The sequence below is a fragment of the Halorhodospira halophila genome, assembly GCF_016653405.1.
GTDB lineage: Bacteria > Pseudomonadota > Gammaproteobacteria > Nitrococcales > Halorhodospiraceae > Halorhodospira > Halorhodospira halophila_A.
This window is the reverse complement of sequence record NZ_NHSN01000026.1, coordinates 1-24951: the sequence shown is the minus strand read 5'-3', so window position 1 is coordinate 24951 and position 24951 is coordinate 1. Positions and strand designations below refer to the sequence as shown.

The 24951-nt window shown below is 69.1% G+C and carries 32 protein-coding genes; 19 read left to right on the top strand and 13 right to left on the bottom strand.

The genetic code is table 11. The features are described 5' to 3' along the window. Window positions 1-117: 117 nt before the first annotated feature. Genes CCR79_RS11380 through pmbA form a run of 3 tightly spaced genes read left to right on the top strand, consistent with a single transcriptional unit; the run spans window position 118 to window position 3855 of the window. Window positions 118-978: a carbon-nitrogen hydrolase family protein gene (locus CCR79_RS11380; protein WP_201172726.1), complete on the top strand. Its 861-nt coding sequence runs from the start codon at window positions 118-120 to the stop codon at window positions 976-978. 8 nt (window positions 979-986) lie between these two features. Next, window positions 987-2459, top strand: a complete 1473-nt coding sequence (gene tldD, locus CCR79_RS11375; protein ID WP_201172723.1) for a metalloprotease TldD — start codon at window positions 987-989, stop codon at window positions 2457-2459. 52 nt (window positions 2460-2511) lie between these two features. Continuing rightward, window positions 2512-3855: a metalloprotease PmbA gene (pmbA, locus tag CCR79_RS11370; RefSeq protein ID WP_201172712.1), complete on the top strand. Its 1344-nt coding sequence runs from the start codon at window positions 2512-2514 to the stop codon at window positions 3853-3855. 21 nt (window positions 3856-3876) lie between these two features. On the opposite strand, the gene CCR79_RS11365 is transcribed toward pmbA, so the two are convergent. Genes CCR79_RS11365 through CCR79_RS11310 form a run of 12 tightly spaced genes read right to left on the bottom strand, consistent with a single transcriptional unit; the run spans window position 3877 to window position 11696 of the window. Beyond that, window positions 3877-4152, bottom strand: a complete 276-nt coding sequence (locus CCR79_RS11365; protein WP_201172710.1) for an HPr family phosphocarrier protein — start codon at window positions 4150-4152, stop codon at window positions 3877-3879. Continuing rightward, window positions 4149-4553 (bottom strand): PTS sugar transporter subunit IIA, encoded by a 405-nt coding sequence (locus CCR79_RS11360; RefSeq protein WP_201172708.1) that lies wholly within the window; start codon window positions 4551-4553, stop codon window positions 4149-4151. The genes CCR79_RS11365 and CCR79_RS11360 overlap by 4 nt, the downstream gene beginning before the upstream one ends. Continuing rightward, window positions 4550-5413, bottom strand: coding sequence for an RNase adapter RapZ (gene rapZ / locus CCR79_RS11355; protein ID WP_201172705.1), 864 nt, complete (start codon window positions 5411-5413; stop codon window positions 4550-4552). Before rapZ ends, CCR79_RS11360 begins: the two co-directional genes overlap by 4 nt. Then, the gene (locus tag CCR79_RS11350; protein WP_201172703.1) at window positions 5410-5955 is read right to left on the bottom strand and encodes an HPr kinase/phosphorylase; all 546 of its coding nucleotides are present in this window, start codon (window positions 5953-5955) and stop codon (window positions 5410-5412) included. Before CCR79_RS11350 ends, rapZ begins: the two co-directional genes overlap by 4 nt. Beyond that, on the bottom strand, window positions 5928-6398 hold the full coding sequence (locus CCR79_RS11345; protein ID WP_201172700.1) for a PTS sugar transporter subunit IIA: 471 nt from the start codon (window positions 6396-6398) through the stop codon (window positions 5928-5930). The genes CCR79_RS11350 and CCR79_RS11345 overlap by 28 nt, the downstream gene beginning before the upstream one ends. A gap of 43 nt (window positions 6399-6441) precedes the next feature. Continuing rightward, complete coding sequence (gene hpf / locus CCR79_RS11340; RefSeq protein WP_201172697.1) at window positions 6442-6768, bottom strand: ribosome hibernation-promoting factor, HPF/YfiA family; 327 nt, start codon at window positions 6766-6768, stop codon at window positions 6442-6444. 42 nt (window positions 6769-6810) lie between these two features. After that, the gene (locus tag CCR79_RS11335; RefSeq protein ID WP_201172695.1) at window positions 6811-8265 is read right to left on the bottom strand and encodes an RNA polymerase factor sigma-54; all 1455 of its coding nucleotides are present in this window, start codon (window positions 8263-8265) and stop codon (window positions 6811-6813) included. A 40-nt stretch (window positions 8266-8305) separates the two neighbouring features. After that, complete coding sequence (gene lptB / locus CCR79_RS11330) at window positions 8306-9031, bottom strand: LPS export ABC transporter ATP-binding protein (RefSeq protein WP_201172693.1); 726 nt, start codon at window positions 9029-9031, stop codon at window positions 8306-8308. A gap of 4 nt (window positions 9032-9035) precedes the next feature. Next, the gene (gene lptA / locus CCR79_RS11325) at window positions 9036-9563 is read right to left on the bottom strand and encodes a lipopolysaccharide transport periplasmic protein LptA (protein ID WP_201172681.1); all 528 of its coding nucleotides are present in this window, start codon (window positions 9561-9563) and stop codon (window positions 9036-9038) included. After that, window positions 9550-10113: an LPS export ABC transporter periplasmic protein LptC gene (gene lptC, locus CCR79_RS11320; protein ID WP_201172666.1), complete on the bottom strand. Its 564-nt coding sequence runs from the start codon at window positions 10111-10113 to the stop codon at window positions 9550-9552. Before lptC ends, lptA begins: the two co-directional genes overlap by 14 nt. Before the next feature lie 3 nt (window positions 10114-10116). Then, window positions 10117-10680, bottom strand: a complete 564-nt coding sequence (locus CCR79_RS11315) for a KdsC family phosphatase (RefSeq protein WP_238633530.1) — start codon at window positions 10678-10680, stop codon at window positions 10117-10119. After that, window positions 10677-11696 (bottom strand): KpsF/GutQ family sugar-phosphate isomerase, encoded by a 1020-nt coding sequence (locus CCR79_RS11310; RefSeq protein WP_238633531.1) that lies wholly within the window; start codon window positions 11694-11696, stop codon window positions 10677-10679. Before CCR79_RS11310 ends, CCR79_RS11315 begins: the two co-directional genes overlap by 4 nt. Before the next feature lie 112 nt (window positions 11697-11808). On the opposite strand from CCR79_RS11310, the gene CCR79_RS11305 reads away from it, so the two are divergent. From CCR79_RS11305 to hisC, 10 genes are all read left to right on the top strand, one after another. Then, on the top strand, window positions 11809-12633 hold the full coding sequence (locus CCR79_RS11305) for an ABC transporter ATP-binding protein (RefSeq protein WP_201172663.1): 825 nt from the start codon (window positions 11809-11811) through the stop codon (window positions 12631-12633). After that, window positions 12630-13406 (top strand): lipid asymmetry maintenance ABC transporter permease subunit MlaE, encoded by a 777-nt coding sequence (gene mlaE, locus CCR79_RS11300; protein ID WP_201172660.1) that lies wholly within the window; start codon window positions 12630-12632, stop codon window positions 13404-13406. The genes CCR79_RS11305 and mlaE overlap by 4 nt, the downstream gene beginning before the upstream one ends. Before the next feature lie 12 nt (window positions 13407-13418). Continuing rightward, a complete protein-coding gene (mlaD, locus tag CCR79_RS11295) occupies window positions 13419-13874 on the top strand; it encodes an outer membrane lipid asymmetry maintenance protein MlaD (RefSeq protein WP_201172657.1) in 456 nt (151 codons plus the stop codon). A 29-nt stretch (window positions 13875-13903) separates the two neighbouring features. Further along, complete coding sequence (locus CCR79_RS11290) at window positions 13904-14530, top strand: MlaC/ttg2D family ABC transporter substrate-binding protein (protein ID WP_201172654.1); 627 nt, start codon at window positions 13904-13906, stop codon at window positions 14528-14530. Continuing rightward, window positions 14527-14841, top strand: a complete 315-nt coding sequence (locus CCR79_RS11285) for an STAS domain-containing protein (RefSeq protein ID WP_201172651.1) — start codon at window positions 14527-14529, stop codon at window positions 14839-14841. Before CCR79_RS11290 ends, CCR79_RS11285 begins: the two co-directional genes overlap by 4 nt. A gap of 62 nt (window positions 14842-14903) precedes the next feature. Then, the gene (locus CCR79_RS11280) at window positions 14904-15155 is read left to right on the top strand and encodes a BolA family protein (RefSeq protein WP_201172648.1); all 252 of its coding nucleotides are present in this window, start codon (window positions 14904-14906) and stop codon (window positions 15153-15155) included. Between the two features lie 4 nt (window positions 15156-15159). Beyond that, window positions 15160-16416 carry a UDP-N-acetylglucosamine 1-carboxyvinyltransferase gene (murA, locus tag CCR79_RS11275; protein WP_201172646.1) on the top strand — a complete coding sequence of 419 codons (1257 nt, stop codon included), beginning with the start codon at window positions 15160-15162 and terminating at the stop codon, window positions 16414-16416. Window positions 16417-16438: 22 nt separating this feature from the next. After that, on the top strand, window positions 16439-17083 hold the full coding sequence (gene hisG / locus CCR79_RS11270) for an ATP phosphoribosyltransferase (RefSeq protein ID WP_201172634.1): 645 nt from the start codon (window positions 16439-16441) through the stop codon (window positions 17081-17083). 20 nt (window positions 17084-17103) lie between these two features. After that, window positions 17104-18423 carry a histidinol dehydrogenase gene (gene hisD, locus CCR79_RS11265; protein ID WP_201172625.1) on the top strand — a complete coding sequence of 440 codons (1320 nt, stop codon included), beginning with the start codon at window positions 17104-17106 and terminating at the stop codon, window positions 18421-18423. After that, window positions 18416-19513 (top strand): histidinol-phosphate transaminase, encoded by a 1098-nt coding sequence (hisC, locus tag CCR79_RS11260; RefSeq protein ID WP_345941497.1) that lies wholly within the window; start codon window positions 18416-18418, stop codon window positions 19511-19513. The genes hisD and hisC overlap by 8 nt, the downstream gene beginning before the upstream one ends. A 45-nt stretch (window positions 19514-19558) precedes the next feature. Here hisC and CCR79_RS11255 read toward each other — a convergent pair whose 3' ends face one another. Beyond that, the gene (locus tag CCR79_RS11255; protein ID WP_201172619.1) at window positions 19559-20815 is read right to left on the bottom strand and encodes a trypsin-like peptidase domain-containing protein; all 1257 of its coding nucleotides are present in this window, start codon (window positions 20813-20815) and stop codon (window positions 19559-19561) included. 28 nt (window positions 20816-20843) lie between these two features. On the opposite strand from CCR79_RS11255, the gene CCR79_RS11250 reads away from it, so the two are divergent. From CCR79_RS11250 to CCR79_RS11225, 6 genes are all read left to right on the top strand, one after another. After that, the gene (locus tag CCR79_RS11250) at window positions 20844-21602 is read left to right on the top strand and encodes a Nif3-like dinuclear metal center hexameric protein (RefSeq protein ID WP_201172616.1); all 759 of its coding nucleotides are present in this window, start codon (window positions 20844-20846) and stop codon (window positions 21600-21602) included. An 89-nt stretch (window positions 21603-21691) separates the two neighbouring features. Then, window positions 21692-21880 (top strand): hypothetical protein, encoded by a 189-nt coding sequence (locus CCR79_RS11245; RefSeq protein WP_201172609.1) that lies wholly within the window; start codon window positions 21692-21694, stop codon window positions 21878-21880. Next, window positions 21880-23112, top strand: a complete 1233-nt coding sequence (locus CCR79_RS11240) for a cytochrome b (RefSeq protein WP_201172606.1) — start codon at window positions 21880-21882, stop codon at window positions 23110-23112. The genes CCR79_RS11245 and CCR79_RS11240 overlap by 1 nt, the downstream gene beginning before the upstream one ends. 7 nt (window positions 23113-23119) lie before the next feature. Next, window positions 23120-23848: a cytochrome c1 gene (locus CCR79_RS11235; protein WP_207190381.1), complete on the top strand. Its 729-nt coding sequence runs from the start codon at window positions 23120-23122 to the stop codon at window positions 23846-23848. Between the two features lie 54 nt (window positions 23849-23902). After that, window positions 23903-24502: a glutathione S-transferase N-terminal domain-containing protein gene (locus tag CCR79_RS11230; protein ID WP_201172601.1), complete on the top strand. Its 600-nt coding sequence runs from the start codon at window positions 23903-23905 to the stop codon at window positions 24500-24502. Between the two features lie 18 nt (window positions 24503-24520). Continuing rightward, window positions 24521-24951, top strand: a 431-nt coding sequence (locus CCR79_RS11225; RefSeq protein WP_201172599.1) for a ClpXP protease specificity-enhancing factor, incomplete at its 3' end; no start/stop codon positions are given.

The following is a 24951-nucleotide window of genomic DNA, read 5'->3' as shown; positions in this document are numbered from 1 at the left end:
CCGGCGGTTTCCTGGCCGATCAACTGCTGGGCGAGGGGGTGGACCGGGCAGCGGCGGTGCGCTATCGCGTGGCGGGGCCGTGGCACGAGCCCCGCGTCATCAGGCTTGGAGTCGAGGATGCAACACAGCGCTAATCGAGCCCGGGGGCTCTCCGAGAACGGCCAGTCCCGGCGTCACAACCTGGCGGCGGTGCAGATGGCCTCGGGCCCCCACGTCGAGGCCAACCTCCAGGAGGCCGAACGGCTCATCGGCGAGGCCGCCGAGGCCGGGGCCGAGCTGGTGGTCCTGCCCGAGAACTTCGCCATCATGGGCTACCAGGACACCGACAAGCTCAAGCACGCCGAGGCCGAGGGCAACGGTCCCATCCAGGCGTTCCTAGCCGAGCAGGCCCGTCGCCACCGAATCGTGCTGGTCGGCGGCACCATCCCGCTGCAGGGCGCGACTCCTGAGCGCATCCGGCCGGCGGCGACGGTCTACGGTCCCGATGGCAGCCGCCTGGCCTGCTACGATAAGATTCATCTATTCGATGTAGAGGTGGCTCCAGGCGAGGCCTATCGGGAATCGAACACCCAGCAGCCCGGGGAGACCCCGTTGGTGGTGGAGACGCCGCTCGGGCGGCTCGGCGTGGCAGTCTGCTACGACCTGCGCTTCCCGGAGCTATTCCGCGAGCTGGCCGCCCAGGGGGCAGAGATCCTAGCGGTTCCATCGGCCTTCACCGCCGTGACCGGCGAGGCGCACTGGAGCGTGCTGGTCCGTGCCCGGGCCATCGAGAATCTCTGCTACGTGGTGGCGTCGGATCAGGGCGGCTACCACGTCAATGGCCGTGAGACCCACGGTGAGAGCATGATCGTCGACCCGTGGGGGCGCGTCATGAAGAGCCTGGAACGCGGCGCCGGGGTGATCACCGTGGAGGTGAGCCTGAGCCGCCTGCACGAGATCCGGGAGCGTTTCCCGGCCCTCCTTCACCGCAAGTTGTAGGTGACCGAATGATGAACCACGCCGAAGCCGCTACTGCGACCCCGGACCCGCTTCGTCAAGCCGAGGAGCGGTTGCTGGCCCCGGCCGCACTCGACGAGGCGCGCCTCGGTCAGGTGTTCAGCCGCCTGCTGCGCCCAGGCGTGGACTTCGCCGATCTCTATTTCCAGGCCGCCCGGCGCGAGGCCTGGGTGCTTGAGGACGGCATCGTCCGCGAGGGCAGCCATAGCATCGACCGCGGTGTGGGTGTACGTGCCGTCAGCGGCGAGAAGACCGGGTTCGCCTACTGCGACGAGATTGGTCTGGAGGCGTTGCTGGATGCCTCCTCGGCTGCTGGTGCGGTGGCGCGCAGCGGACAGAGCCGCAGCCTGGCCGCCTTCCGCAGCGGTGCCGTGGGCGGGCTCTACCACGGCGATGATCCGCTGGCGAGCCTCAGCGCGGACGACAAAGTGGCCCTGCTGCACCGTGCCGAGGCCGCGGCGCGTGCCGTCGACCCGCGCATCGTCCACGTGGTGGTGAGCCTGGCCGGTGCCCACGACACCATCCTGGTGGCGAACTCCGAGGGCGGCTGGGCCGGGGATATCCGCCCGCTGGTCCGGCTCAACGTCTCGGTGCTGGCGGCCGCCGGCGAGCGCCGCGAGAGCGGGGCTTCCGGTGGGGGCGGGCGTTACGACTACACGCGTTTCGTCGAGCCGGAGCGTGTCGAGGCCTATGCCCGCGAGGCGGCCCGTCAGGCGCTGGTCAACCTCGAGGCCGAAGAGGCGCCGGCGGGGAATCTGCCCGTGGTCCTCGGTCCCGGGTGGCCCGGGGTGCTCCTGCACGAGGCCGTCGGCCATGGCCTGGAGGGGGATTTCAACCGCAAGGGGACCTCGGCATTCACCGACCGCATTGGCGAGCGGGTGGCCTCTCCGCTGTGCACCGTCGTCGACGACGGTACCATCGCCCATCGGCGGGGGTCGCTGAACATCGATGACGAGGGCCACCCCAGCCAGTGCAACACCCTGATCGAGGACGGGGTGCTCACCGGCTACATGCAGGACCGGCAGAATGCCGGACTGATGGGCATGGCGCGCACCGGTAATGCCCGCCGGGAGTCCTACGCCCACCTGCCCATGCCGCGGATGACCAATACCTACATGCTCGCCGGTCCCCACGACCCCGACGAGATCATCGCCTCGGTGGACCGGGGGCTGTACGCGGTGAACTTCGGCGGCGGCCAGGTGGACATCACCTCGGGCAAGTTCGTCTTCTCGGCCAGCGAGGCCTACTGGATCGAGAACGGGCGTATCCAGCACCCGGTCAAGGGCGCGACCCTCATCGGCAACGGGCCGGATGTGCTCACACGGGTGAGTATGGTGGGCAACGACCTGAAGCTCGACGGCGGTATCGGGGTCTGCGGCAAGGAGGGGCAAAGCGTCCCCGTGGGGGTCGGCCAACCAACGCTCAGGGTCGACGGCATGACCGTCGGCGGCACCCAGGCCTGATCGCCCCGCGCCGTCGCCTGGAAACCCAACTGACAACGGAGAAGGCGAATCCATGCCGGATCCCCGCAACGAACTACCCGCCCCGGCAGCGCTGGAAGGTCTGGTGCAGCAGGCCCTCGACGAGGCCCGCGGGCACGGGGCCGATGCTGCCGAGGCGGCCTGCTCCGGCGACATCGGCCTTTCGGTGAACGTTCGCAAGGGTGAGATCGATACCCTGGAGCACCACCGTGGCCGGGATATGGGGGTCACCGTGTACTTCGGTGGCCGCAAGGGCAGTGCCTCGGCCGGGGAGCTGTCCGAGCAGGCGGTGCGCGAAGCCGTGCAGGCGGCCTGCGACATCGCCCGCTACACCTCCGAGGACCCTGCGAACGGTCTGGCACCGGCCGAGCGCATGGCGGTGGACCCGCCGGACCTCGACCTCGATCACCCCTGGCCCCTGTCGGCGGACGACGCCGTGGAGCTCGCCCGCGACTGCGAGGCGGCGGCGGTGGAGGCCGATCGGCGTATCGAGAACACCGAGGGTGCCGGGGTCAGCATCCACCGCGGCCTGCACGCCTACGGCAACAGCCACGGTTTCTTTTCGGTGCTGCCGGAGTCGCGCCACGGTATCCACTGCGTGGCGGTGGCCGGACGCGGCGAGGCCATGCAGCGCGACCACTGGTACAGCGTGGCCCGCGACCCCGCGGCTCTGGAGGAGGCCCGGGCTGTGGGGCGCCAGGCGGCCGAGCACGCCGTGGCCCGGCTTGGCGCCGAGAGTCTCAACACCGAACGGGTACCGGTGCTCTTCCGTGCTCCCGTGGCCCGCGGGCTGGTGGGCCATCTGGTCTCGGCGGTCCGGGGCAGTGCCCTGTACCGGCAGGCTTCGTTCCTGGTCGACAGCGCCGGCGAGCAGCTCTTCCCCGCCTGGCTGCATATGGTCGAGCGGCCGCACATTTGCCGGGCGCTGGGCAGCACGGCGTTCGATGCGGAAGGGGTGGCCACCACCGAGTCGGCGCTGGTGCAGGACGGGGTGCTGCAGCGCTATGTGCTGGACAGCTACTCCGCCCGCCGTCTGGGCCTGGAGACCACAGCCAACGCCGGCGGCGTCCACAACCTGGAGGTCAGCGGCGGCGATGAGGACTTCGACGCCCTGCTCCGGCGCATGGGCCGCGGGTTGGTGGTCACTGAGCTGATGGGCCAGGGGGTCAACCTGGTCACCGGCGACTACTCCCGTGGTGCCGCCGGTTTCTGGGTGGAGAACGGGGCCATCGACCGCCCGGTCCAGGAGATCACCATCGCCGGCCATCTGCGCGATCTTTTTGCCGGCATCCAGGCGGTGGGCGGCGACGTGGACCGGCGCGGCAACATCCGCTGTGGCTCGATCCTGGTCGAGGAGATGACCGTCGCCGGGCAGTGAGCGTCCGGTGCCGGGCGCGGGTCAACCGTGCTCGGTCTCGCCGAAGCCCTCGGCCACCAGACGGGTTAGGGCCTCGAGGGCGGCCTCGGCGTCCGCGCCCTCGGCCTCAATGGTGATCGTGGCCTGATGGCCGGCGGCGAGCATCATCAGTCCCATGATGCTCTTGCCGTTGACGCGCTTGTCCCCGTAGCGGACGTGGATCTCGCTCTCGTACTCGCTGGCGATGGTCACGAAACGGGCGGCGGCCCGGGCGTGGAGTCCGAGGCGGTTGGTGATGGTGGCTTGTTGCTCGATCATGACGGCGGGGCTCCTTCACCGACCGCGATGATGCCGGCTCGGCCGCCGGCAGCGGCGGATTCGGCCAGTTCGTCGAGGGATCGCCCGGGGTAGTTGAAGACGCGCAGGAGCATCGGCAGGTTCAGGCCGGTGACCACCCGGCAGTGGCGGTCGGTGCCGGCCGCCACGGCGACGTTGGAGGGGGTGGAGCCGTAGGCGTCGGAGAGGATGAGGACCCCGGCCCCCTGGTCGAGCCGGGTGATCAGGGCGCCGGCGCGTTCGAGTAGCTCGTTGCGCTCGTCCTCGTTGAAGACCTCCAGCGACTCGGTCTGCAGCGGGCAGATGCCGAGCGTGCGCGAGGCCGTGGCCAGGATCTCCGAGCCGATGTGTCGGTGGGCGACGATGAGCAGTCCGACCCTCATGACAGCTCCCGGTGGCGCAGGGTCACGTGGCTGCAGTCAGCCTGCAGTGCTGCGGCCAGCCGCTCGGCGAGGTAGACCGAACGGTGCTGCCCGCCGGTGCAGCCGATGGCCACGGTCAGGTAGCTGCGCCCTGACTGCTGATGGACCGGCAGCCAGTGGCGAATCATCGTGTCGATCTGGTCGAACAGGGTCTCGGTTTCGGGCTGCGCCTCCAGGAAGGCGCGGACGCTGTCATCGCGGCCGGTGTAGGCGCGCAGCCGAGGCTCCCAGTGTGGATTGGGCAGGCAGCGGGCGTCGAAGACGTAGTCGGCGTCCGTGGGGATGCCGTGCTTAAAGCCGAAGGACTGGACCAGCACCGACACGCCGCTGCGCTCGCCCGCGACCCGCTCGGAGATCAGCCCGCGCAGGTCGTGGACCGTGGTCCGCGAGGTGTCGATACTCCAGTCGGCCACCTCGCGCAGCGGTTCGAGCAGGGCGCGCTCGGCGCGCAGGGCGTCGGCCAGCGGCTGATCGCCCTCGGCGAGGGGGTGGCGCCGCCGGGTCTCGCTGTAGCGGCGCATGAGGATGGCGTCTTCGGCGTAGAGGAACAGCACCTCGGTGGCGATGCCCTGCTCGCGCAGCGCAGTCAGCGTCTCGGGCAGGCGCTGCAGGTCGCGGGGCGGGTTGCGGGCGTCCAGCCCCACCGCGAAGCGCTCGCCGGTGGGTGCGTCGCGATTCTGCGCGTAGCGGGCCAGCTCGCCGATCAGGCTCACTGGCAGGTTATCGATGCAGTAGTAACCGGCGTCTTCCAGGGTGTGCAGGGCGACGCTCTTGCCCGAGCCCGACAGGCCGCTGACCACGATCAGGCGCAGTTCGCTCATGCCGGCACCCCGTGGTTCCGGCCGCTGCGCTGGTGTGTTGCGACCTCCGCGACGAGGCGGCCGGCGGCGGCCTCGATCAGCGGCGCCAGCGGCCGGCGTTCGCTGTCGGTCAGGGTCACCCGGGGTAGGGCCAGGCCGAGCAGTTCGCGGTGATCGCGCCGGCCGTGCAGGGCGGCCTCGGCTTCGGTGGGGCCGGGAGCGCGCTGGAGCTGGATGCACAGAGCCACGGCGGTCTCGCTGCGCAGCGCCGCGGGGCCGTAGAGTTCGGTGATGTCCACCAGGCCGAGGTCGCGCAGGTAGAGCAGCCCCCGCCCCTGCTGCGGACCGGCGCCGAGCAGGCGGTCACCGTCGCGGCGCAGCTGTACGGCGTCGTCGGCCACCAGGGCGTGACCACGGTCGAGCAGCGCCAGGGCGGCGTCGCTCTTGCCCACGCCGCTGGGGCCCTCCAGCAGGATCCCGCGGCCGTGGACCGCCATCAGCAGGCCGGGGATGACCGGCCGGTTCCCGGCCGCGTTCACGATGGGTCGGCGTGCGACTGCCATTCGCGCAGGGCCATCTGCAGCTCGTCCCCGTCCGAGGAGCGGCGCAGCCGCTCGCACAGGCTGCTGTCGCTGAACATCTCGGCAAGGCTGGCGAGGATCTGCAGGTGCTCGTCGGTGAAGTGCTCGGGTACGACGAGGGCGAAGAGCAGGTCCACCGGTGCCTTGTCGAAGGCGTCGAAATCGATGCCCCGGTCCAGGCGGATGAGGGCCCCGATGGCGCGGTCGATCCCGTCGATGCGGGCGTGGGGCACGGCGACGCCGTGCCCCAGGCCCGTGCTGCCCAGTCGCTCACGGGCCAGCAACCGGTTGCTGATCTCCCGGGCGTCGAGGCCGTCGCCGCTGGCCCCGATCAGCTCGCCTATGCGCAGGAGCACCTGCTCCTTGTCCTCGATGCCGCTCTCGCAGCGAACACGTTCCGGCGTGATGAGTTGCTCGATGTCCATGGAGTGTCCGATCGGCTGGCCCGCTGAACCGCGTCCCGCCGCCTTAAAGGCTGGCCTTGAGGGACGCGCCCTGCCGTCGCTGATCGACGGCCTTCTCTTTGTGTTTCAGGACCTGACGGTCAAGCTTGTCCACGAGCACGTCAATGGCTGCATAGAGATCCTCCTCGATGGCATCGGCAAAAACGCGCCCGCCGCCACCCCCGATGTGGATGACCGACTCGGCCTTCTGCTGCTTCTTCTCCACCGTGAGGATCACCTCGGTATCGATGACGTGGTCGAAGTGGCGCTGGATGCGTTGCATCTTCTCGTTCACATGCGCCCGGAGGGCCGGGGTGATCTCGACATGATGCCCACTGAGCTTGATCTGCATACCGCCTCCTGAACCCCTTTGCCGCCGGCGGAGCCGGGGGCCTCAGCGCCCCCGGGCCTCCCTGCGCTCCGCCGACGATGCGATGGACAGGGACTCCCGGTACTTGGCGACCGTCCGACGCGCCACCTGGATCCCCTCCTCATGAAGGATACGCGCAATCGCGCTGTCACTCAGCGGTTTTGCCCGATCCTCCTCGGCGATCAGCCGGCGGATCCGCGCCCGGATCGCCGTCGCCGAAGCCTCTCCGCCGTCGCTGGTCTGCACGTGGCTCGAGAAAAAGTACTTGAACTCGAAGGTGCCCCGCGGGGTGTGCATGTACTTGTTGGTGGTGATGCGGGAGATGGTGGACTCGTGCATCTCCACCGCCTCGGCGATCTCGCGCAGAACCAGTGGTTGCATCGCCTCCTCGCCGTGGTCGAGGAACCCCTGTTGCCGCTCTACGATGGCGCTGGCCACTTTCAGCAAGGTCTCGTTCCTGCTGCGCAGGCTCTTGATCAGCCAGCGCGCCTCTTGGAGATGGTTGCGGAGGCAGTGGTTGTCCGCGCTGCGGTCCGCTCTGCGGATCAGGCTGGCGTAATACGCGTTGACGCGCAAGCGGGGGGCGGTCTCGCCGTTGAGTTCCACCTGCCAGACGCCGTCGCGGCGCACGACGAGGACATCGGGGATGATGTAGTCCGGGGTTGTGTCGCTGATCTGCGAGCCCGGGCGTGGATCGAGGCTCTGGATCAGACCGAGGATGCCGCCGAGGGCATCTTCGCCGACCCCCAGGGCGCGGCCCAGGTCGTCATGGCGGCGTTCGGCGATGAGCTCCAGGTGGTGGAGGAGGGCGTGCTGCGCCTCCGCACGCCAGGGCGTGTCCTCGGGAAGCTGCTCGAGCTGGACGCACAGCGCTTCCTGAGGGTCGCGGGCGGCAACGCCGGTCGGGTCGAGCCGCTGGACACGCTGCAGGACCGCCTCTAGCTCCTCGGCGCTGACTTGCTCGTCGGCCGGACAGCCGGCCAGCAGATCCTCGGTGCTCTGGGTCAGGTAGCCGTCGTCGCCGACGGCGTCGACGATGACCTCGGCGATGGAGCGCTCCCGGGCGGAGAAGGCCTCGAGCTCGATCTGCGCGTGCAGGTGCTGCTGGAGGCTGTCGGAGGCGGCCGGCCGGTTGTCGAGGGTGTCGCGCTGCGCACCCTCGTCGCCGGGGGCGCTCAGTGCCGTGCTGCCGTCGTAGATGTCGTCCCAGGAGGTGTCCAGGGGCAGGTCTTCGGGGATGTCCTCGCCGGCGGGTTCGCTGGCCGGTGCCTCGTCCTCGTGGGGTTCCGTTTCCTGCTGCTCCTGCTCCTGCCCGGGCTCGGCCTCCTCATCGAGCTCGAGCATGAAGTTCGACTCCAGGGCCTGCTGGATCTCGGTGCGCAGCTCCAGGCTGGAGAGCTGCAGCAGCCGGATGGCCTGCTGCAGCTGCGGGGTCATGGTCAGCTGCTGACCGATGCGTAGCTGAAGCGACTGCTTCATGGCCGTGTCCGTTGTGCTTGAAGCATCCGTAGTCCGTCACTCACAGGCGGAAGTCCTCGCCCAGGTACACCTCGCGTACCCGCGGGTTGGCCAGCACGCTCTCGGCGTCCCCGGCGGCCAGCACCTCGCCGTCACTGAGGATGTAGGCGCGTTGCACGATGCCCAGCGTCTCGCGCACGTTATGGTCGGTGATCAGCACGCCGATACCCCGTTGCGCCAGCTGGCGGACGATCCGCTGGATCTCGCCCACCGAGATGGGGTCGACCCCGGCGAATGGCTCATCAAGCAGTATGAACCGCGGATTCGCCGCGAGGGCGCGGGCGATCTCCACGCGCCGGCGCTCGCCCCCGGACAGGGCGATCCCCGGGGAGTCGCGCACGTGGGTCACGCCGAACTCCTCGAGCAGGCGATCCAGCTCCTGCTCGCGCTCAGTGCCGTCCAGGTCGTCGCGCAGCTGCAGGATGGCCCGTACGTTATCCGCAACGCTCAGTTTACGAAAGACCGAGGGTTCCTGGGGGAGGTAGCCGATGCCCAATCGGGCCCGGGCGTGAATGGGCAACCGGGTGAGGTCGTCGCCTTCCAGGGTGATTCGCCCCTCGTCGGCCTGCACCAGGCCGACGACCATGTAAAAGCACGTGGTCTTGCCGGCCCCGTTGGGGCCGAGCAGGCCGACGATCTCACCGTCGGCGACCTCCAGCCCCGCGCCGTTGACCACGGTGCGGCCGCGATAGCGCTTGCTCAGCCCCTCCGCGCGCAGCGTCACCAACGGGTCATTCCTCCTCGCGCCGTGCCGGATACAGGATGGTCCGCGCCCGCTGCCCCTCGGCGCCGCGGGCCTTCATGACCTGCCCCTCCAGGTCGACGTCGATGGTCTCGGCGGTGACTTGATCATCCCCCTGCCAGAGATGTGCATCGCCCTGGAAATGGGCACGTTCGGGACCGCGGGAGTAGTACTCCATGCGTTTCGCCTCGGCATGCACGGGGCGAGGCTGGTTCTCGGGGTGGTCGCGGTAGGTGGCCGGCGTGCCGTCGACGTAGACGTGGCTCAGGTCGCCGTCCTCGTCGGTGTAGACCTCCATGCGATCCCCGGTGATGCGCATCTCGCCCCGCGTGAGCACGGCGTCGCCCTCGTAGACGCTGACTCCGGCGACCGCGTCGACATCCACCCGGTCGGCCTCCAGTTCGATCGGTGCCTCGTCGCGCTGGCCCACGGCCGTTGCCGGCAGGGCAGCGGCGAGCAGGGTCGCGGCGACGAGCAGTCCCACGCGGATACGGCTGGCGACGTCAGTACGCTCCATACGACCCCCGGACGTCGGCGTGCAGGCGCAGGCGATCCGCGCGGTAATCCAGGGTCATCCCGGTTCCGTGCAGGGTGCCGGCCGGCTCGCGAGCGGTGACCGCCTCGACGGTGCGCGCCTCGCCGGCGCGCAGGTCCACCAGCAGGTTGTGGGTGTTGATATCCAGCGGCGGACGCGCCTGCTGGGCCGGACGACGGATGTCCACCTCTTCGAACAGGCGGACTTCCCCGCCCTCGCGTTCGGCGATGCCGAAGGGGGCGCGGGCCTCCCAGAGGACGCCGTCGCGAGAGCGCATGCGTAGGTCGGGGTCGATGATCTCGAGCTCGCCGCGGCCGGGGAAGTGCTCGCCGGTGCGCCCGGAAAGGGCCGCACGGCGCTGCCCCTGCTCGTCGAAATCAACCATGGTAAACCCCTCGAGGAAGAAGTCCGGGCGCTCTTCGGGAGGGGCAGCGGTCTCCGGGGCCGGCGGCGCCGGGTCGCGGGTAAGCAGCAGACCGAGGAGGACGGTCAGGGCGAGGGCTGCTAGGGGGTAGAGGGAGCCGCGGCGCATGGCTCAGCCTTCCGCCCGGCGCAGCATCGGTTCAAGGTGGCCCTGGGCGTGCAGGATCAGCTCGGCCACCTCGCGCACGGCGCCGCGCCCCCCGGGGCGTGCAGTGACCCAGTCGGCCTGGGCGTGCAGCTGGGGGTGGCCGTCGGCCACGGCGACCCCGAAACCGGCCCGGCGGATCGCCGGCAGGTCGATCAGGTCGTCACCGGTGTAGGCGCACGCCTCCGGGGCGAGCCCGAGGCGCTCGGCCACCTCGGTCAGGGCGTCGCCCTTGTCCGAGCGGCCACGCAGGACGTGGCGGACCCCGAGCTCCTCGGCCCGGCGCATGACCGAGTGCCCCCCGCGGGCGGTGATCCAGCCCACCTCGATACCGGCGTCCTGGAGCATGCGCAGCCCCTTCCCGTCGTGGATGTGGAACGCCTGCAGCGGCTCACCGCTGCCGCCGACGAAGACGGTCCCGTCGGTAAGGACGCCATCGACGTCGAACAGGGCGAGGCGCACCGGCTCGGCCCGGCGCAGGACGTCCGGCGTGGGTGCGTCGCAGTAGGGGCGGGGCGGGGTGGTGCTCATACGACTCCGGCGCGCAGCAGGTCGTGCATGTTCAGGGCGCCCACCAGCCGGTCCTCGGCGTCGGTGACCAGCAGGGCATTGATGCGGTGGCGCTCCATGCGCTCGGCGGCCTCGGCGGCGAGCAGATCCGGTGACGCGGTCTGCGGGCTCAGGCTCATCACCGCCTCGATGGGGGTCTGGTGGATGTCGGCCCCGCGGTCCAGGGTCCGGCGCAGGTCGCCGTCGGTGAAGATGCCCAGCACCCGCTGCTCCTCGTCGACGATGGCGGTCATGCCCAACCCCTTGCGGCTGATCTCCAGCAGGGCGTCACGGAGAGCAGTTCCGGGGGCGACGCGGGGGATGCGCTCGCCGGTCTGCATGATGTCCTCGATATGGAGCAGCAGCCGGCGTCCGAGTTTGCCGCCGGGGTGCGAACGGGCAAAGTCCTCGGCGGTGAAGCCGCGCGCATCGAGCAGTGCGACGGCGAGGGCGTCGCCCATGGCCAGGGTGGCCGTCGTGCTTGCCGTGGGCGCCAGCCCGAGAGGGCAGGCCTCCTGTTCGACGCCGACGTTCAGGTGGACCGAGGCAGCCCGGGCCAGGGTCGACTCCGGACGTCCGGTGAGGGCGATCAGCGGCACCCCGAGGCGCTTGATCAGCGGCAGGATGGCGGTGAGCTCGTCGGTCTCGCCGGAGTTCGACAGCGCGATGACCACATCGTCGGGGGTGACCATGCCCAGGTCGCCGTGGCTGGCCTCGCCGGGGTGGACAAAGAATGCCGGTGTCCCGGTGCTCGCCAGGGTGGCGGCCATCTTCGAGCCGATGTGCCCGGACTTGCCCATCCCGGTGACGATCACCCGTCCACGGCAGGCGAGCATGTGCCGGCACGCTTCGCTGAAAGGCTGGTCGATGCGCTCGCCGAGGGCAGCGACGGCATCGGCCTCGAGCTGCAGGACGGCGCGACCGAGGGCTCGGAGTCGCTCGTCGCCTTCTTCCGGGGCGCCTTGGTGCCGTTCGATCAGGGTGCGCATGGGCGTCATCCGTCCATTCTACGACATCTGTTCGCCGGATCGGACAACCCCCGGGGCAGAATTGACCACCCCGGCGCGGGGATGGATACTGCCGGTCCCTTTTCCAGAACCGAGTAGGCTGATGGGCGTCGCAGACACCGGCGACGAGATCTTGGCGCGGGTGCGTGGCCTGCGGGTCGAGCGCGGCGGCCGGGCGATCTTCGATGGCGTGGACCTCGACATCCGGCGGGGTCGGGTGACCGCCATCATGGGCCCGAGTGGCACGGGCAAAACCACCCTCCTGCGCGTGCTGGGCGGTCAGCTCCGGCCCGGGGCCGGCTCGGTGGAGGTCATGGGCGAGGAGGTGCCCCGCCTCGGTCGCCAGGCGCTTTATCGCCTGCGTCGGCGCATGGGGGTGCTGTTCCAGAGCGGGGCGCTGTTCACCCACCTGTCAGTCTTCGAGAATGTGGCTTTCCCGCTGCGTGAGCACACCCGGCTCCCCGAATCCCTGCTCGAGACCCTGGTTCTGCTCAAGCTCGAGGCGGTGGGGCTGCGTGGCGCCCGGGAGCTGATGCCGGCGGAGCTCTCCGGCGGCATGGCCCGGCGGGTGGCCCTGGCCCGGGCCATCGCCATGGATCCGGCGATGGTGATGTACGACGAGCCCTTCGCCGGCCAGGACCCGATCACCATGGGGGTGCTGGTGGACCTGATTCGGCGGCTCAACGATGTCCTCGGCCTGACCTCGGTGGTGGTTTCCCACGACGTCCAGGAGACCCTGGCCATCGCGGATTACGTCTACGTACTGGCCGACGGGGCGGTCATCGCCGAGGGCACCCCGGCGGCCCTGCAGGAGGCGCAGTCGGAGTCGCTGCGCCAGTTCATTGATGCCCGGCCGGACGGGCCGGTGCCGTTCCACTATCCGGCGCCCGGGCTGGCCGACGAGCTGATCGGCGGGGGGCGGCGATGACCGGTCTGTTCCAGGCGTTGGGGCAGCGGACCCTGAACGGGCTGCGTGGCCTGGGTGAGGCGGTGCTGCTGATGGGGCGGATCCTGCGGGCCGCTCCCGAGGTGGTGGTGCGTCCGCGGTTGCTCGTCGAACAGATCTACGCCGTGGGCGTGTTGTCGCTGGTGATCATCCTGGTCTCGGCGCTGTTCGTCGGCATGGTGCTCGGCCTGCAGGGGTACTACACCCTGTCGGACTTTGGGGCCACCGAGGCGGTGGGCACGATGGTCGCCCTGTCGCTGGTCCGCGAGCTTGGCCCGGTGGTCACTGCGCTTCTCTTCGCCGGGCGGGCCGGCTCGTCGCTGACCGCCGAAGTGGGGCTGATGAAGGCCACCGAGCAGCTCTCGAGCATGGAGATGATGGCGGTGGACCCGGAGCGACGCATCCTGGCGCCGCGCTTTTTCGCCGCCCTGCTGGCGGTGCCGCTGCTTGCCGCCGTGTTCAGTGCCGTGGGCGTTTTCGGCGGCTATCTGGTGGCGGTGGGCATGGTTGGAGTGGATGGCGGGGCATTCTGGTCCAACATGCAGAACGCCGTCACCATTCAGGATGATATCTTGAACGGCGTGATCAAGAGCGTCGTCTTCGGCTTTCTGGTCGGTTGGATCGCTCTGCACAAGGGGTACATGGCGGTGCCGACCTCCAGTGGCGTCAGCCGGGCGACGACCCTCGGTGTGGTGCACGCCTCGCTGGCGGTGCTCGGGCTCGACTTCCTGCTCACCGCACTGATGTTCGACTGACGGAGCAAGGGTATGAGTCAGCGGCTCGTGGAGATCTGGGTCGGGGTGTTCGTGGCCATCGGCCTGGCGGCGATGATGGTCCTGGCCCTGCAGGTCAGCGGCCTGACCGAGCTGCGCCAGCCGCCCGGCTACCACGTTACGGCCAAGTTCGACAATGTCGGCGGCCTGCGCGAGAAGGCGCCGGTGAGCATGGCCGGGGTTCGGGTGGGGCGGGTCGAGGCGATTCGGCTCGATCCGGACAGCCACCAGGCCGAGGTCAAGATGCGCATCAACGAACGCTTCGGTGCCATCCCGGCGGACAGTGCGGCGGCCATCTACACCTCCGGTCTGCTCGGCGAGCAGTACGTGGGGCTGGAGCCGGGGTGGGAGACCGAGCCCCTGGCCGATGGTGACCGGATCACCGAGACCCAGTCGGCCGTGGTTCTCGAGCGGATCATCGGCCAGTTCGTTACCGGCATGCAGGACTGAGTTCGCCAAGCGCGATGGAGGCAGGAGCGATGTTCAAGGCGAATCGGTGGACCCGGGATCTGGCACTGGCCTCGGGGCTGGTGCTGGTGCTGGCGCTCGCTGCCGGGCAGGCGGTGGCCAAGCCGGACCCGCGGCAGGTGGTGCAGGAGGTGACCGACGAGGTGATGCGGGTGCTCGATGAGCACGGCGAGGAAATCGTTGGCGATCCGGTGGCCCTCTACGAGAAGCTGGCCCCGGTGGTCGAACCACACATCGATTACGACCGGATCGGTGCGCGCATTCTCGGGCCGCACTGGCGGGACGCCGACGCGCAGACCCGCGAGCGCTTCGTCACCGAGTTCCAGCGCAGCCTGCTGAGGACTTACGCCTCCAGCATGGAGGATTACACGGGCGTCGACGTGCGCATCCTGGGCAGCCGGCAGCGCGACGGCGGTGTCCAGGTGGGCATGGAGGTCGGTTCCGGCGACAGCCGTGCGCGCATCCTCTATCGACTGGAGGAGCGGGAGGAGGCCTGGAAGCTGGTGGATGTCACCGCCGAGGGCGTCAGCCTCATCCACAACTACCGCGAGGACTTCCGGTCGCGCCTGCGGGACAAGGATCTTGAGACCGTGATCGAGGAGATGGCACAGCGCAACCGGGACATCGGTTTCGAATGACCCGCGCGGCCCTCGTCAACGGTGCCGACGGGCGCTGGCGGGTTACAGGGCGCCTGGAGCTCGATACCGTGGGGGAGCTGTGGGCGCAGGGCATGGAGCGGTTCGCCGTTGAGGGCGGGGCCTGCGAGATCGATCTGGCCGAGGTGGAGCGGACCGACAGCGCCGGTGTTGCGCTCCTGATCGACTGGACCCGGCAAGCCCGGGGGCGGGGCGGGCGGCTGCGCCTTTGCCATGTTCCCGAGCAGATGCTGGCCATTGTCCGGGCCAGTGGGGCCGGGTCGGTGCTGGAAATCGCCGACGTCCCGGCCTGAATCCGCTATAATCGTCCGCCTTCGCGGGGAGCCCGCGGTCCGTTTCCGGAGGGGATCGCCCCATGATGCAGCCAGAAGAGATCGAACGCCTGATCCAGGAACAGCTCAGCGATGTTCGGGTGGAGGTCAGTGGTGACGGTCGCCACTTCCGTGCCTTCATCGTCAGCCCCGACTTCCAGGGGCTGTCGCGCATCCAGCGCCACCGCCTGGTCAATCGCGCCCTGCGCGCCCACATCGATGACGATACCCTGCACGCCATCTCCATGCGGACCCTGACGCCCCCGGAGCACGAGCAACAGCAGAAGGCGGGGTAGGCCGATGGAGCGACTGCTCATCCGCGGCGGCAACCCCCTGCGCGGCGACATCCGTATCTCCGGAGCGAAGAATGCGGCCCTGCCGGTCATGGCGGCGACCCTGCTGGCCGACGGGCCGACCACCGTCGGTAACATCCCGCACCTGCACGACGTCACCACCACCATGGAGCTGCTCGGGCGCATGGGCGTGGAGCTGACCGTGCACGAGGGGATGGAGGTCGAGGTCAACACCGCGACCATCGACAGCTTTCGGGCCCCCTACGAGCTGGTCAAGACGATGCGTGCCTCGATCCTGGTGCTCGGGCCGTTGCTGGCGCGTTTCGGCCGGGCCGAGGTGTCGCTGCCCGGCGGCTGCGCCATCGGCTCGCGTCCGGTCAACATCCACGTGGATGGGCTGCGCGCCATGGGCGCCGAGATCGAGGTGCGCGATGGCTACATCAAGGGGCACGCCGACCGACTCCGGGGGGCGCACATCCGCATGGATGTCTCGACGGTCACCGGCACGGAGAATCTGATGATGGCGGCCGCCCTGGCCCGTGGTACCACGGTGCTGGAGAACGCCGCCCGCGAGCCCGAGGTGATCAATCTGGCGGACTGCATCAACGCCATGGGCGGGCACGTCCAGGGGGCGGGCACGTCGACCCTGACCATCGAAGGGGTTGAGACCCTGCGCGGGGTGCACCACCGGGTGCTGCCGGATCGCATCGAGACCGGCACTTACCTGGTGGCCGCGGCCATGACCGGTGGTGAGGTGCGGCTCAAGGATACCGCACCGGAGCTCGTGGAGTCGGTCCTGGGCAAGCTCCGCGAGAGCGGAGCGGAGGTGGCCACCGGGCGCGACTGGGTGACGCTGCGCATGGATGGTCGCCCCCGCGCCGTGAACCTGGAGACCGCTCCGTACCCCGGGTTCCCCACCGACATGCAGGCGCAGTTCTGCGCGCTGAACGCGATCTCCACCGGGGTCGGGACGGTGACCGAGACCGTCTTCGAGAATCGCTTCATGCACTGCCTGGAGATGCAACGCATGGGTGCCGACATCCAGATCGAAGGCCCCCGGGCGCGCATCCGCGGCGTCGAGCAGCTGACCGCAGCACCGGTGATCGCCACCGACCTGCGCGCCTCGGCAAGCCTGGTGCTGGCCGGGCTGGTGGCCGAGGGAGAGACGCGGGTGGACCGGATCTACCACATCGACCGGGGCTACGAGTGTATCGAGGAGAAGCTGGCGCAGCTCGGCGCCGATATCCAGCGTGTCCCCGACTGACGACGGAGACCGACCGAATACCATGAGCCGAATCCTGACCCTGGCCCTGTCCAAGGGACGCATCCTGGAAGAGACCCTGCCGCTGCTCGCCCGCTGCGGGATCGAGCCCGCCGAGGATCCGGACGCCAGCCGCAAGCTGATCATCGGGACCAACCGCGAGGATGTGCGGCTGCTCGTGGTGCGCGCCTCGGACGTGCCGACCTACGTCGAGCACGGCGGCGCCGACCTCGGCGTGGCCGGGCGGGACGTGCTCCTCGAGCACGGTGGTGACGGCCTCTACGACCCGGTGGATCTGGGCATCGCCCGGTGCCGGCTGATGGTGGCCGGGCCGCCGGACGGTCCGCCCCCCGGGCGTCGTCCGCGCGTGGCCACCAAGTTCGTCCATCTGGCGCGCCAGCACTTCGCTGCGCAGGGCCGCCAGGCCGAGATCATCAAACTCTACGGCTCCATGGAGCTGGCGCCGTTGGTTGGCATGGCCGATCTCATCGTGGACCTGGTCGACACCGGGAACACCCTGCGCGCCAATGGGCTGGCGCCGCTCGAGGAGATCATGCCGATCAGCTCGCGGTTGGTCGTCAACAAGGCGTCGCTGAAGACCAGCCCGCGCAGGCTGGGGACGCTGATCGACGATCTGGCTGCGGCGGCGCGCGCCAAGGACACCAGTTAGCTTTATCGCGAGGGGGAACCATGGTCGACATCAAGCGGCTGAGCACCACGCAACCCGACTTCTGGGACAGCCTCGATGCCCTGACGAGCTGGGGCAGTCATCCGGGCGCTTCCATCGAGCAGCGGGTCGCCGAGGTGGTCGAGGGCGTGCGCACCGGCGGTGACGCAGCCGTGCTGGACTATACCCGGCGGTTCGATGGTCGGGAGGTGGACTCGATGGCGGCTCTGGAGATTCCAGCCGAGGAGGTGGCGGCGGCCCACGAGCAGGTGGCCCCCGAGATGCGCGAGGCGCTGGAACAGGCCGCCGCGCGGATTCGCGACTACGCCGGGCGCCAGCGCCTGGAGTCCTGGGTCTACGAGGATGCCGACGGCAATCGCCTCGGCCAGCAGGTGACGGCCCTCGACCGGGTCGGCGTCTACGTCCCCGGCGGCAAGGCCGCCTACCCCTCGTCGGTGCTGATGAATGCCGTCCCCGCCCGGGTGGCCGGGGTGCAGGAGATCGTCATGACTGTTCCGGCCCCGGGGGGTGAGCTGTCGCCGCTTGTGCTGGCCGCTGCCCACGTCGCCGGGGTCGACCGCATCTTCACCCTGGGCGGGGCGCAGGCGGTGGCGGCGCTGGCTTACGGCACCGAGACCGTGCCCGCCGTGGACAAGGTCGTCGGTCCCGGCAATGCTTACGTGGCCGAGGCCAAGCGACGGGTCTACGGGGTGGTGGGCATCGACATGATCGCCGGCCCCTCCGAGGTGCTGGTCATCAGCGACGGTCAGGCCGACCCCGAGTGGATCGCCATGGACCTGTTCTCCCAGGCCGAGCACGATGAGGAGGCCCAGGCCCTGCTGGTCTGCCCCGATTTCGTCTTCCTCGACCAGGTGCAGGCGGCCATGGAGCGCCTGCTGCCGGACATGGAACGCTCCGAGATCATCCGCACCTCGCTGGCCGAGCGCGGGGCGCTGATCTGCGTCCGCGATCTTGAGGAGGCGCAGCGGGTGGCCAACTATGTGGCCCCCGAGCACCTAGAGCTGTCCGTTACCGAGCCCGACCGGTTGGCCGAGGGGATCCGCCACGCCGGGGCGATCTTCCTGGGGCACTACAGCGCCGAGTCGTTGGGTGATTACTGCGCCGGCCCCAACCATACGCTGCCGACCTCGCGGACAGCGCGCTTCGCTTCGCCCCTGGGGGTTTATGACTTCCAGAAGCGTTCCACCACCCTGGCTTGCTCCCCCGCCGGCGCCGCGGCGCTGGCCGGAACCGCCGCAGTGATGGCCCGCGGCGAGGGGCTGACCGCTCATGCCCGGTCGGCGGAGTATCGTGGTCAGGCGGAGGAGAGCAACGGTGACTGAGGTCGAGGCGCGGGTCGCCCGCTGGGTGCGGCCGCAGGTGCAGGCGCTGGAGGCCTATCAGGTCGCCGAGCCGGGCAGGGCGATCAAGCTCGACGCCATGGAGAGCCCCTGGGCCTGGCCCGGGGCCCTGGAGGAGGCCTGGCTCGAGCGGATGCGCTCGGTGGCGGTAAACCGCTACCCGGATCCGGCAGCGCGGCAGCTGAAGGCGCTGTTGCGCGAGAGCCTGGGCGTGCCGAAGGGTGCCGATTTGCTGCTCGGCAATGGCTCCGACGAACTCATCCAGCTCATCGATCTGGCAGTGGCCGGCAGCGGGCGCACCGTCATGGCGCCGGGGCCGAGCTTTGCCATGTACCGGATCATCGCCAACCTCACCGGGGCCGAGTACGTGGAAGTGCCCCTGGGGCCGGAGTTCGGGCTCGACCTCCCGGCCACCCTGGAGACCGCTTCGGTGCATTGTCCCGCGGTCACCTACCTGGCCCACCCCAACAATCCCACCGGCAACGGCCTGGACCTCGATGCCGTGGCCGAGCTGGTGGCGCAGAGCGACGGGCTGGTGGTGGTCGACGAGGCCTACGCACCCTACGCCGACAGCAGCTTCCTCCCGCGGGTGCTCGAGTTCCCCAACTGTATGGTGCTACGCACCCTCTCCAAGGTCGGCCTGGCCGGGTTGCGGGTCGGGGTACTGATCGGTCATCCGGCCTGGATCGAGCAGCTGGAGAAAGGCCGTCTGCCCTACAATCTGGGCAGCCTGGCGCAGGCCAGTGCCGCCTTCGCCGTCGAGCACCAGGAGGCGCTGGACCGCGCCGTGGCCCATGTCCTCGCCGAGCGGGCCCGTCTGGTCGAGGAGATGCCGGCGGTGCCCGGGGTGGAGTACGTGGCCCCGACCGAGACCAACTTCCTCACCTTCCGCGTTCCTCAGGGCAGTGCCGACGCCGTTCACCGCGGGCTGCTGGATCGAGGGGTGCTGATCAAGCGCCTGCATGGCAGCCATCCGCGCCTGGAAGACTGCCTGCGCGTGACCGTTGGCCGGCCGGAGGAGAACAACCGCTTCCTCGAGGCGCTGGCCGAGACGCTTGCCGTCGCGGTGTAAGGGGCGCCCGCCGCGCCCGTCTTCGGGGGCGGCGGGCGGGGCCCCTCAGCGCCGGCCGGGTCGGCTGGGCTGCTGCATGTCGGGGCGTTCGCCCAGTGTGACGGAGGTCGAGAACGGTTCTTGGTCGCGGTAGCCGGCGACCTCCATCTCGGTACCGGGTGCCGCCTCGCTGGCGGCCTGCAGCAGGTCCTGGACGTCGCGGATGCGCTGTTCGCCGAGTTGGATGATGATATCGCCGGCCTGCAGGCCGGCCTGATCCGCCGGGCCCCGGGGCAGGACGTGGGTGATCGCCACGCCCTCGGTATCCGGCGGGTGCCCGAAGGATTCGGCGAGCGCCGGCGTCAGTCGCTGCGCCTGCACCCCGAGCCAGCCGCGTACCACGCGGCCGTACTGGATCAGGTCGGCCATCACCGCCTGGGCGATCCCCGCTGGAATGGCAAAACCGATGCCCTGGGAGCCGCCGCTGCCACTGAAGATCGCGGTGTTGATCCCCACCAGCCGGCCTTCGGCGTCGACCAGCGCGCCGCCGGAGTTGCCCGGGTTGATCGCGGCATCGGTCTGCAGGAAGTTCTCGAAGGTCGACAGCCCCAGTTGGTCGCGTCCGGTGGCGCTGATGATCCCGTGGGTCACGGTCTGCCCGACGCCGAAGGGGTTGCCGATGGCCAGCACGACATCGCCGACGCGCACCCGCTCGTCCCGGGCGAAGGTGATCACCGGCAGCCGCTCGGCCTCGATGCGCAGTACCGCCAGGTCGGTCTCCGGATCCCGGCCCACCACCGTGGCCGCCTTCTGGCGCCCGTCGGCGAGCAGTACCTGGATCTGATCGGCCTCGTCGATGACGTGGTGATTGGTGACGACGTAACCGTCCTCGGCGACGATGACCCCGGAGCCGAGGCTGGTCTCGGTGCGCTGGCGCTCGCGGGTGGGCGGCTCGCCGAAGAAGCGCCGGAACAGCGGATCATCGAACCCGGGCGGTACCAGCTGCTCGGTGACCTGCTTGACGGTGAAGATGTTCACCACCGCGGGCGCGGCCCGCTCGACGGCGTCGGCATAGGAAACCGGGCCCTGCCCGGTGGGGGTGGCCTCGGGTGCGTCATTTGGTCGCGCCGGCGGCGGGGTCTCGCGGTCGTCGTCCGCGGTGATCTCGACGCGCGGCGTCAGCGGCCCGAGTAGGTCGGGGTTGACCCACACGATGACCAGTGCCAAGACCAGGCCCAGCCCGGTGTAGCCGACAAGAAAGCGGATCCACTCGGGCCCCTGCAGGCCCAATGGCCGCCACCCGGATCGTCCTGCTAGCCTCATGAGAACGCCTGCATTGAGAGTCGGGAACATGGTGCATCGAAACCGCCTTGAAGCATACCTGAACGAGCTGCTCACCCCGGCTGAGTACACCGACTACGCGCCCAATGGCCTGCAGGTGGAAGGGTGCGAGGAGATCGCCACGGTGGTCACCGGGGTGACCGCCAGTGCCGCCCTGGTGGAAGCGGCGTGCGATCTCGACGCCGACGCCTTGATCGTCCACCACGGCTACTTCTGGAAGGGCGAGGATCCGCGGGTGGTGGGCATGAAGGCCCGCCGTCTGCGGCGGCTTATCGGGGCGGGGGTCAACCTCTTCGCTTACCATCTGCCCCTGGACGTGCACCCCGAGCTGGGCAACAACGCCGGGTTGGCGCGCCTGCTGGGGCTGCAGACCGACGGCCGGCACGCTGCCAAGGGGGTGCCCGGGTTGCTCTGGTCCGGGGCGCTGCCCGGGGCGGAAACCCCGGTGGCCTTCGCCGCGCGGCTCGAGCAGGCGCTGGGTCGGGCGCCGCTTCACGTCGACGGGGGGCCGGCGGCCATCCGCCGGGTCGCCTGGTGCAGTGGCGGGGCCGACGGCTTGATCGACCAGGCGGCGGATCTCGGCGTGGACGCCTTTATCTCCGGCGAGCTCTCGGAGCCCACCACCCACGTCGCCCGGGAGCGGGGGCTCCATTATCTGGCCGCCGGGCACCATGCCACGGAGCGCAGCGGCGTGCAGGCGCTGGGGTCGCATCTGGCCGAAGCCCTCGGCCTGGACCACCACTACGTGGAGATCGATAACCCGGCCTAGACATGACGTATCACGGTCAATGTAATAGCCTATCGGCAAACCCGGGGGTGTCCGGGCGGCCAGTCGCTGCCTTGACGCCCGGCGATGCGATGTACGAAGCTTACGCGCTGCTTGTATACCCCGTATCCCCGGACACGGCAGGGAGCCGCGACGGGCGGGCGTGTCGGGTGCGGGGGACCAGGACCGGGGAGCTGTCGGTGCCGCAGGACCGGCTCCCGGAGGACACTAAGCTCGTCATCGGCGAGGATACCGAAGACGAAGAGGAGGGCGCGGCGTGATGAACCGTCTCAATCTCAGCGGTCTGCAGCAGTGGATGGATGACCGCTATCCCATGACGAGTACTTGGCGGTACCACATGACCGAGTACTACGTCCCCAAGAACGTCAACTGGTGGTACCTGTTCGGATCGCTCTCGATCCTGGTCCTTGTGATCCAGATCGTGTCCGGCATCTGGCTGATGTTCTACTACCAGCCCTCCGTCGAGCGCGCATTCTCCTCAGTGGAGTTCATCATGCGCGACGTGGACTGGGGCTGGTTGATGCGCTACATGCACACGACGGGCGCATCGGCGTTCTTCCTGGTCGTGTACCTGCACATGTACCGGGGGCTGCTCTACGGCTCCTACAAGAAGCCGCGCGAACTCCTCTGGATCACCGGCGTGCTCATCTATCTGGTCCTGATGACCGAGGCGTTCATGGGCTACGTGCTGCCCTGGGGGCAGATGTCGTACTGGGCGGCGCAGGTGATCATCGCCCTGGCGGGTGTCATCCCGGTGGTCGGTGAGGAGCTGGTGGTCTGGTTGCAGGGCGGCTTCGTCGTCAACGAGGCGACGCTGGGCCGGCTCTTCGCCCTCCATGTGGTCGCACTGCCGCTGGTCCTGATCGCGCTGGTCTTCGTCCACATCGTCGCCCTGCACCATGTCGGCTCCAGCAGCCCCGACGGCGTCGAGATCAAGCAGAACAAGGACGAGAACGGCAAGCCGATCGACGGTGTCGGGTTCCACCCGTATGTCACGGTCAAGGACATGTTCGGCTGGGGCATCTTCCTGATCCTGTTCTGCGCGGTGATGTTCTTCGCTCCGACCTTCGGCGGCTATTTCATCGAGGCGCCGAACTTCCAGGAGGCCAACCCGCTGCAGACGCCCGAGGTGATCCATCCGATCTGGTACTTCACGGCGTGGTACGCCATGCTGCAGTCGATCCCGAGCGAGGCCCTGGGTGTGATCGTCATGCTGGCGGCGCCTGGCATCCTGCTCTTCCTGCCCTGGATCGACCGCAGCCCGGTGAAGTCCATCCGCTATCGCGGTCTCGGCTTCAAGATCGCGCTGACCGCCTTCACGGTGTCCTTCCTGGTGCTGACCTGGGCCGGGATGGAAGCGCCCACGGGCCTGCCGATGCTGCTGAGCCAGATCTCGACCGTGATCTACTTCGGGTTCTTCGTCTTCCTCTGGGTCTACACCTACTACGGGTTCGAGAAGACGAAGCCTGTTCCGGAAAGGGTGACCGTCTGACATGAGCATGAAAAAGAAGAGCGGAATCGCACTGGGCGCATTCCTCACCCTGGCCTTCACCGGCGCGGTGAAGGCCGAGGTGGGGATGATGGAGCCGAACATCAGCCATCACGACCGGGAGTCCATCCGCAAGGGCGCCGAACTCTTCGCCGACTACTGCGTCGGCTGCCACTCGGTGGAGTACCTGCGCTACCAGCGGCTGGCCGATGACGTCGGCCAGGACGAGGACTGGGTCGAAGAGAAGATCATGCGCGGCAACTTCGAGTTGCACGAGCCGATCATCTCGCCCATGGATCCCGAGGACGGCGAGAACTGGTTCGGGCTGACGCCGCCGGATCTCTCCCTGACCTCCCGGGTGGAGGGCGATGACTGGATCTACACCTACCTCAACACCTTCTACGTCGATGAAGACGCCGAGGTGGGTTACAACAACTACGTCCAGGAAGGCACCTCCATGCCGCACATCCTGTTCGCCCTGCAGGGTGATCAGAAAGCGGTCAGGGACGACGATGGCAACATCGTCGACTTCGAGATCATCGAGGGTGCCGAGGGCAAGCTGAGCGAAGAGGAGTACCGCGAGGTCACCGCGCAGCTGACGGCGTTCCTGTCCTACGCCGGTGAGCCCATCCGGGCGGACCGCGAGCGGATGGGGGTCTGGGTGATCCTCTTCCTGATCGTCATGACCGGTGTCTTCTATCTCCTGTACAAGGAGTTCTGGCGAGATATCAAGAAGTGACCGCCGGCGGGGTGGCCCGGTGACGGGCCACCCCGCGGGGTTACCGGAGGGCCCGTGATCCGCCTCTACACCGGAGCGTCATGCATCCACAGCCACCGGGCCCGGCTGGCCCTGGCCCTGAAAGGGGTGGAGGCCGAGCGTGTCCCGGTCGACCCGGAGCGTCCGCCTGCGTCGCTGCTGGAGCAGAATCCCTACGGGGATGTCCCGACTCTGGTGGATCGCGATATCGCGCTCTATCATCCCGAGATCATCATCGATTACCTGGATGAGCGGTATCCCCACCCGCCGCTGCTGCCGGTGGACCCGGTCAGCCGGGCCAAGGCGCGACTGGTGGTGCACCGCATGCAGCGTGACTGGTACGCGCTCTACGAACAAATCGAGAACGGTACGGCGGCGCAGGCCCAGCAGGCGCGGCGCGCCCTGCGCGAAAGCCTGGTGGCGGCTGCCGAGCTCTTTGAGGGCCAGCCGTACTTCCTCAGCGATGAGCTGACCATCATGGATCTGACGATCCTGCCGCTGCTGTGGCGACTCCCCGCCGCCGGCGTCGAGTTGCCGGAGCATGCAGCGGCGATCACTCAGTACGCCGAACAGCAGTTTGCAACCGATGCCTTCCGCACCAGCCTGACCCGCGAGGAGCTGGGCCTGCGTGCCTGAAGGCAGGAGGCGCACCCAATGACCCCGAGCCGTCCCTATCTCATCCGGGCGATCTACGAGTGGATCGCCGACAACGGTTACACGCCTTATCTGCTGGTGGACGCCACCCGCGACGACGTGGATGCCCCGCTGGAGTACGCCGAGGATGGTCGCCTCGTGCTCAACGTGGCGCCGCGGGCGGTCCAGGGATTGAGCATGGGCAACGACGAAATCGCCTTCCGGGCGCGTTTCGGTGGCGTGCCGCGCGGCGTGCAGCTGCCGGCCAACGCCGTCATGGCCATCTACGCCCGGGAGAACGGGCAGGGGATGCTCTTCGGGGATGGCGAAGATGCCGAGGCCGAGGGCTACGAGGCCATCGACGCCGGCGGGGACGAGGGCGATGACGGCCCGCCGGATGGCCCCGATGGCTCCGGCGGCGGCAAGCGGCCCAACCTGCGCGTGGTGAAGTA

Excerpts from the sequence above, each read along its gene's own strand:
- CCR79_RS11280 (WP_201172648.1), top strand. The coding sequence starts at position 14,904 with ATGATGCAGCCAGAAGAGATCGAACGCCTGATCCAGGAACAGCTCAGC.
- hisD (WP_201172625.1), top strand. The coding sequence starts at position 17,104 with ATGGTCGACATCAAGCGGCTGAGCACCACGCAACCCGACTTCTGGGAC.
- CCR79_RS11365 (WP_201172710.1), bottom strand. The coding sequence starts at position 4,152 with ATGATCGAGCAACAAGCCACCATCACCAACCGCCTCGGACTCCACGCC.
- mlaD (WP_201172657.1), top strand. The coding sequence starts at position 13,419 with ATGAGTCAGCGGCTCGTGGAGATCTGGGTCGGGGTGTTCGTGGCCATC.
- rapZ (WP_201172705.1), bottom strand. The coding sequence starts at position 5,413 with ATGAGCGAACTGCGCCTGATCGTGGTCAGCGGCCTGTCGGGCTCGGGC.
- CCR79_RS11350 (WP_201172703.1), bottom strand. The coding sequence starts at position 5,955 with ATGGCAGTCGCACGCCGACCCATCGTGAACGCGGCCGGGAACCGGCCG.
- CCR79_RS11345 (WP_201172700.1), bottom strand. The coding sequence starts at position 6,398 with ATGGACATCGAGCAACTCATCACGCCGGAACGTGTTCGCTGCGAGAGC.
- CCR79_RS11290 (WP_201172654.1), top strand. The coding sequence starts at position 13,904 with ATGTTCAAGGCGAATCGGTGGACCCGGGATCTGGCACTGGCCTCGGGG.
- CCR79_RS11305 (WP_201172663.1), top strand. The coding sequence starts at position 11,809 with ATGGGCGTCGCAGACACCGGCGACGAGATCTTGGCGCGGGTGCGTGGC.
- CCR79_RS11380 (WP_201172726.1), top strand. The coding sequence starts at position 118 with ATGCAACACAGCGCTAATCGAGCCCGGGGGCTCTCCGAGAACGGCCAG.
- CCR79_RS11245 (WP_201172609.1), top strand. The coding sequence starts at position 21,692 with ATGTACGAAGCTTACGCGCTGCTTGTATACCCCGTATCCCCGGACACG.
- CCR79_RS11360 (WP_201172708.1), bottom strand. The coding sequence starts at position 4,553 with ATGAGGGTCGGACTGCTCATCGTCGCCCACCGACACATCGGCTCGGAG.
- CCR79_RS11335 (WP_201172695.1), bottom strand. The coding sequence starts at position 8,265 with ATGAAGCAGTCGCTTCAGCTACGCATCGGTCAGCAGCTGACCATGACC.
- hpf (WP_201172697.1), bottom strand. The coding sequence starts at position 6,768 with ATGCAGATCAAGCTCAGTGGGCATCATGTCGAGATCACCCCGGCCCTC.
- CCR79_RS11250 (WP_201172616.1), top strand. The coding sequence starts at position 20,844 with ATGGTGCATCGAAACCGCCTTGAAGCATACCTGAACGAGCTGCTCACC.
- lptC (WP_201172666.1), bottom strand. The coding sequence starts at position 10,113 with ATGCGCCGCGGCTCCCTCTACCCCCTAGCAGCCCTCGCCCTGACCGTC.
- hisG (WP_201172634.1), top strand. The coding sequence starts at position 16,439 with ATGAGCCGAATCCTGACCCTGGCCCTGTCCAAGGGACGCATCCTGGAA.
- pmbA (WP_201172712.1), top strand. The coding sequence starts at position 2,512 with ATGCCGGATCCCCGCAACGAACTACCCGCCCCGGCAGCGCTGGAAGGT.
- mlaE (WP_201172660.1), top strand. The coding sequence starts at position 12,630 with ATGACCGGTCTGTTCCAGGCGTTGGGGCAGCGGACCCTGAACGGGCTG.
- tldD (WP_201172723.1), top strand. The coding sequence starts at position 987 with ATGATGAACCACGCCGAAGCCGCTACTGCGACCCCGGACCCGCTTCGT.
- CCR79_RS11310 (WP_238633531.1), bottom strand. The coding sequence starts at position 11,696 with ATGACGCCCATGCGCACCCTGATCGAACGGCACCAAGGCGCCCCGGAA.
- lptA (WP_201172681.1), bottom strand. The coding sequence starts at position 9,563 with ATGGAGCGTACTGACGTCGCCAGCCGTATCCGCGTGGGACTGCTCGTC.
- CCR79_RS11235 (WP_207190381.1), top strand. The coding sequence starts at position 23,120 with ATGAAAAAGAAGAGCGGAATCGCACTGGGCGCATTCCTCACCCTGGCC.
- murA (WP_201172646.1), top strand. The coding sequence starts at position 15,160 with ATGGAGCGACTGCTCATCCGCGGCGGCAACCCCCTGCGCGGCGACATC.
- CCR79_RS11315 (WP_238633530.1), bottom strand. The coding sequence starts at position 10,680 with ATGAGCACCACCCCGCCCCGCCCCTACTGCGACGCACCCACGCCGGAC.
- CCR79_RS11285 (WP_201172651.1), top strand. The coding sequence starts at position 14,527 with ATGACCCGCGCGGCCCTCGTCAACGGTGCCGACGGGCGCTGGCGGGTT.
- CCR79_RS11255 (WP_201172619.1), bottom strand. The coding sequence starts at position 20,815 with ATGAGGCTAGCAGGACGATCCGGGTGGCGGCCATTGGGCCTGCAGGGG.
- CCR79_RS11240 (WP_201172606.1), top strand. The coding sequence starts at position 21,880 with ATGAACCGTCTCAATCTCAGCGGTCTGCAGCAGTGGATGGATGACCGC.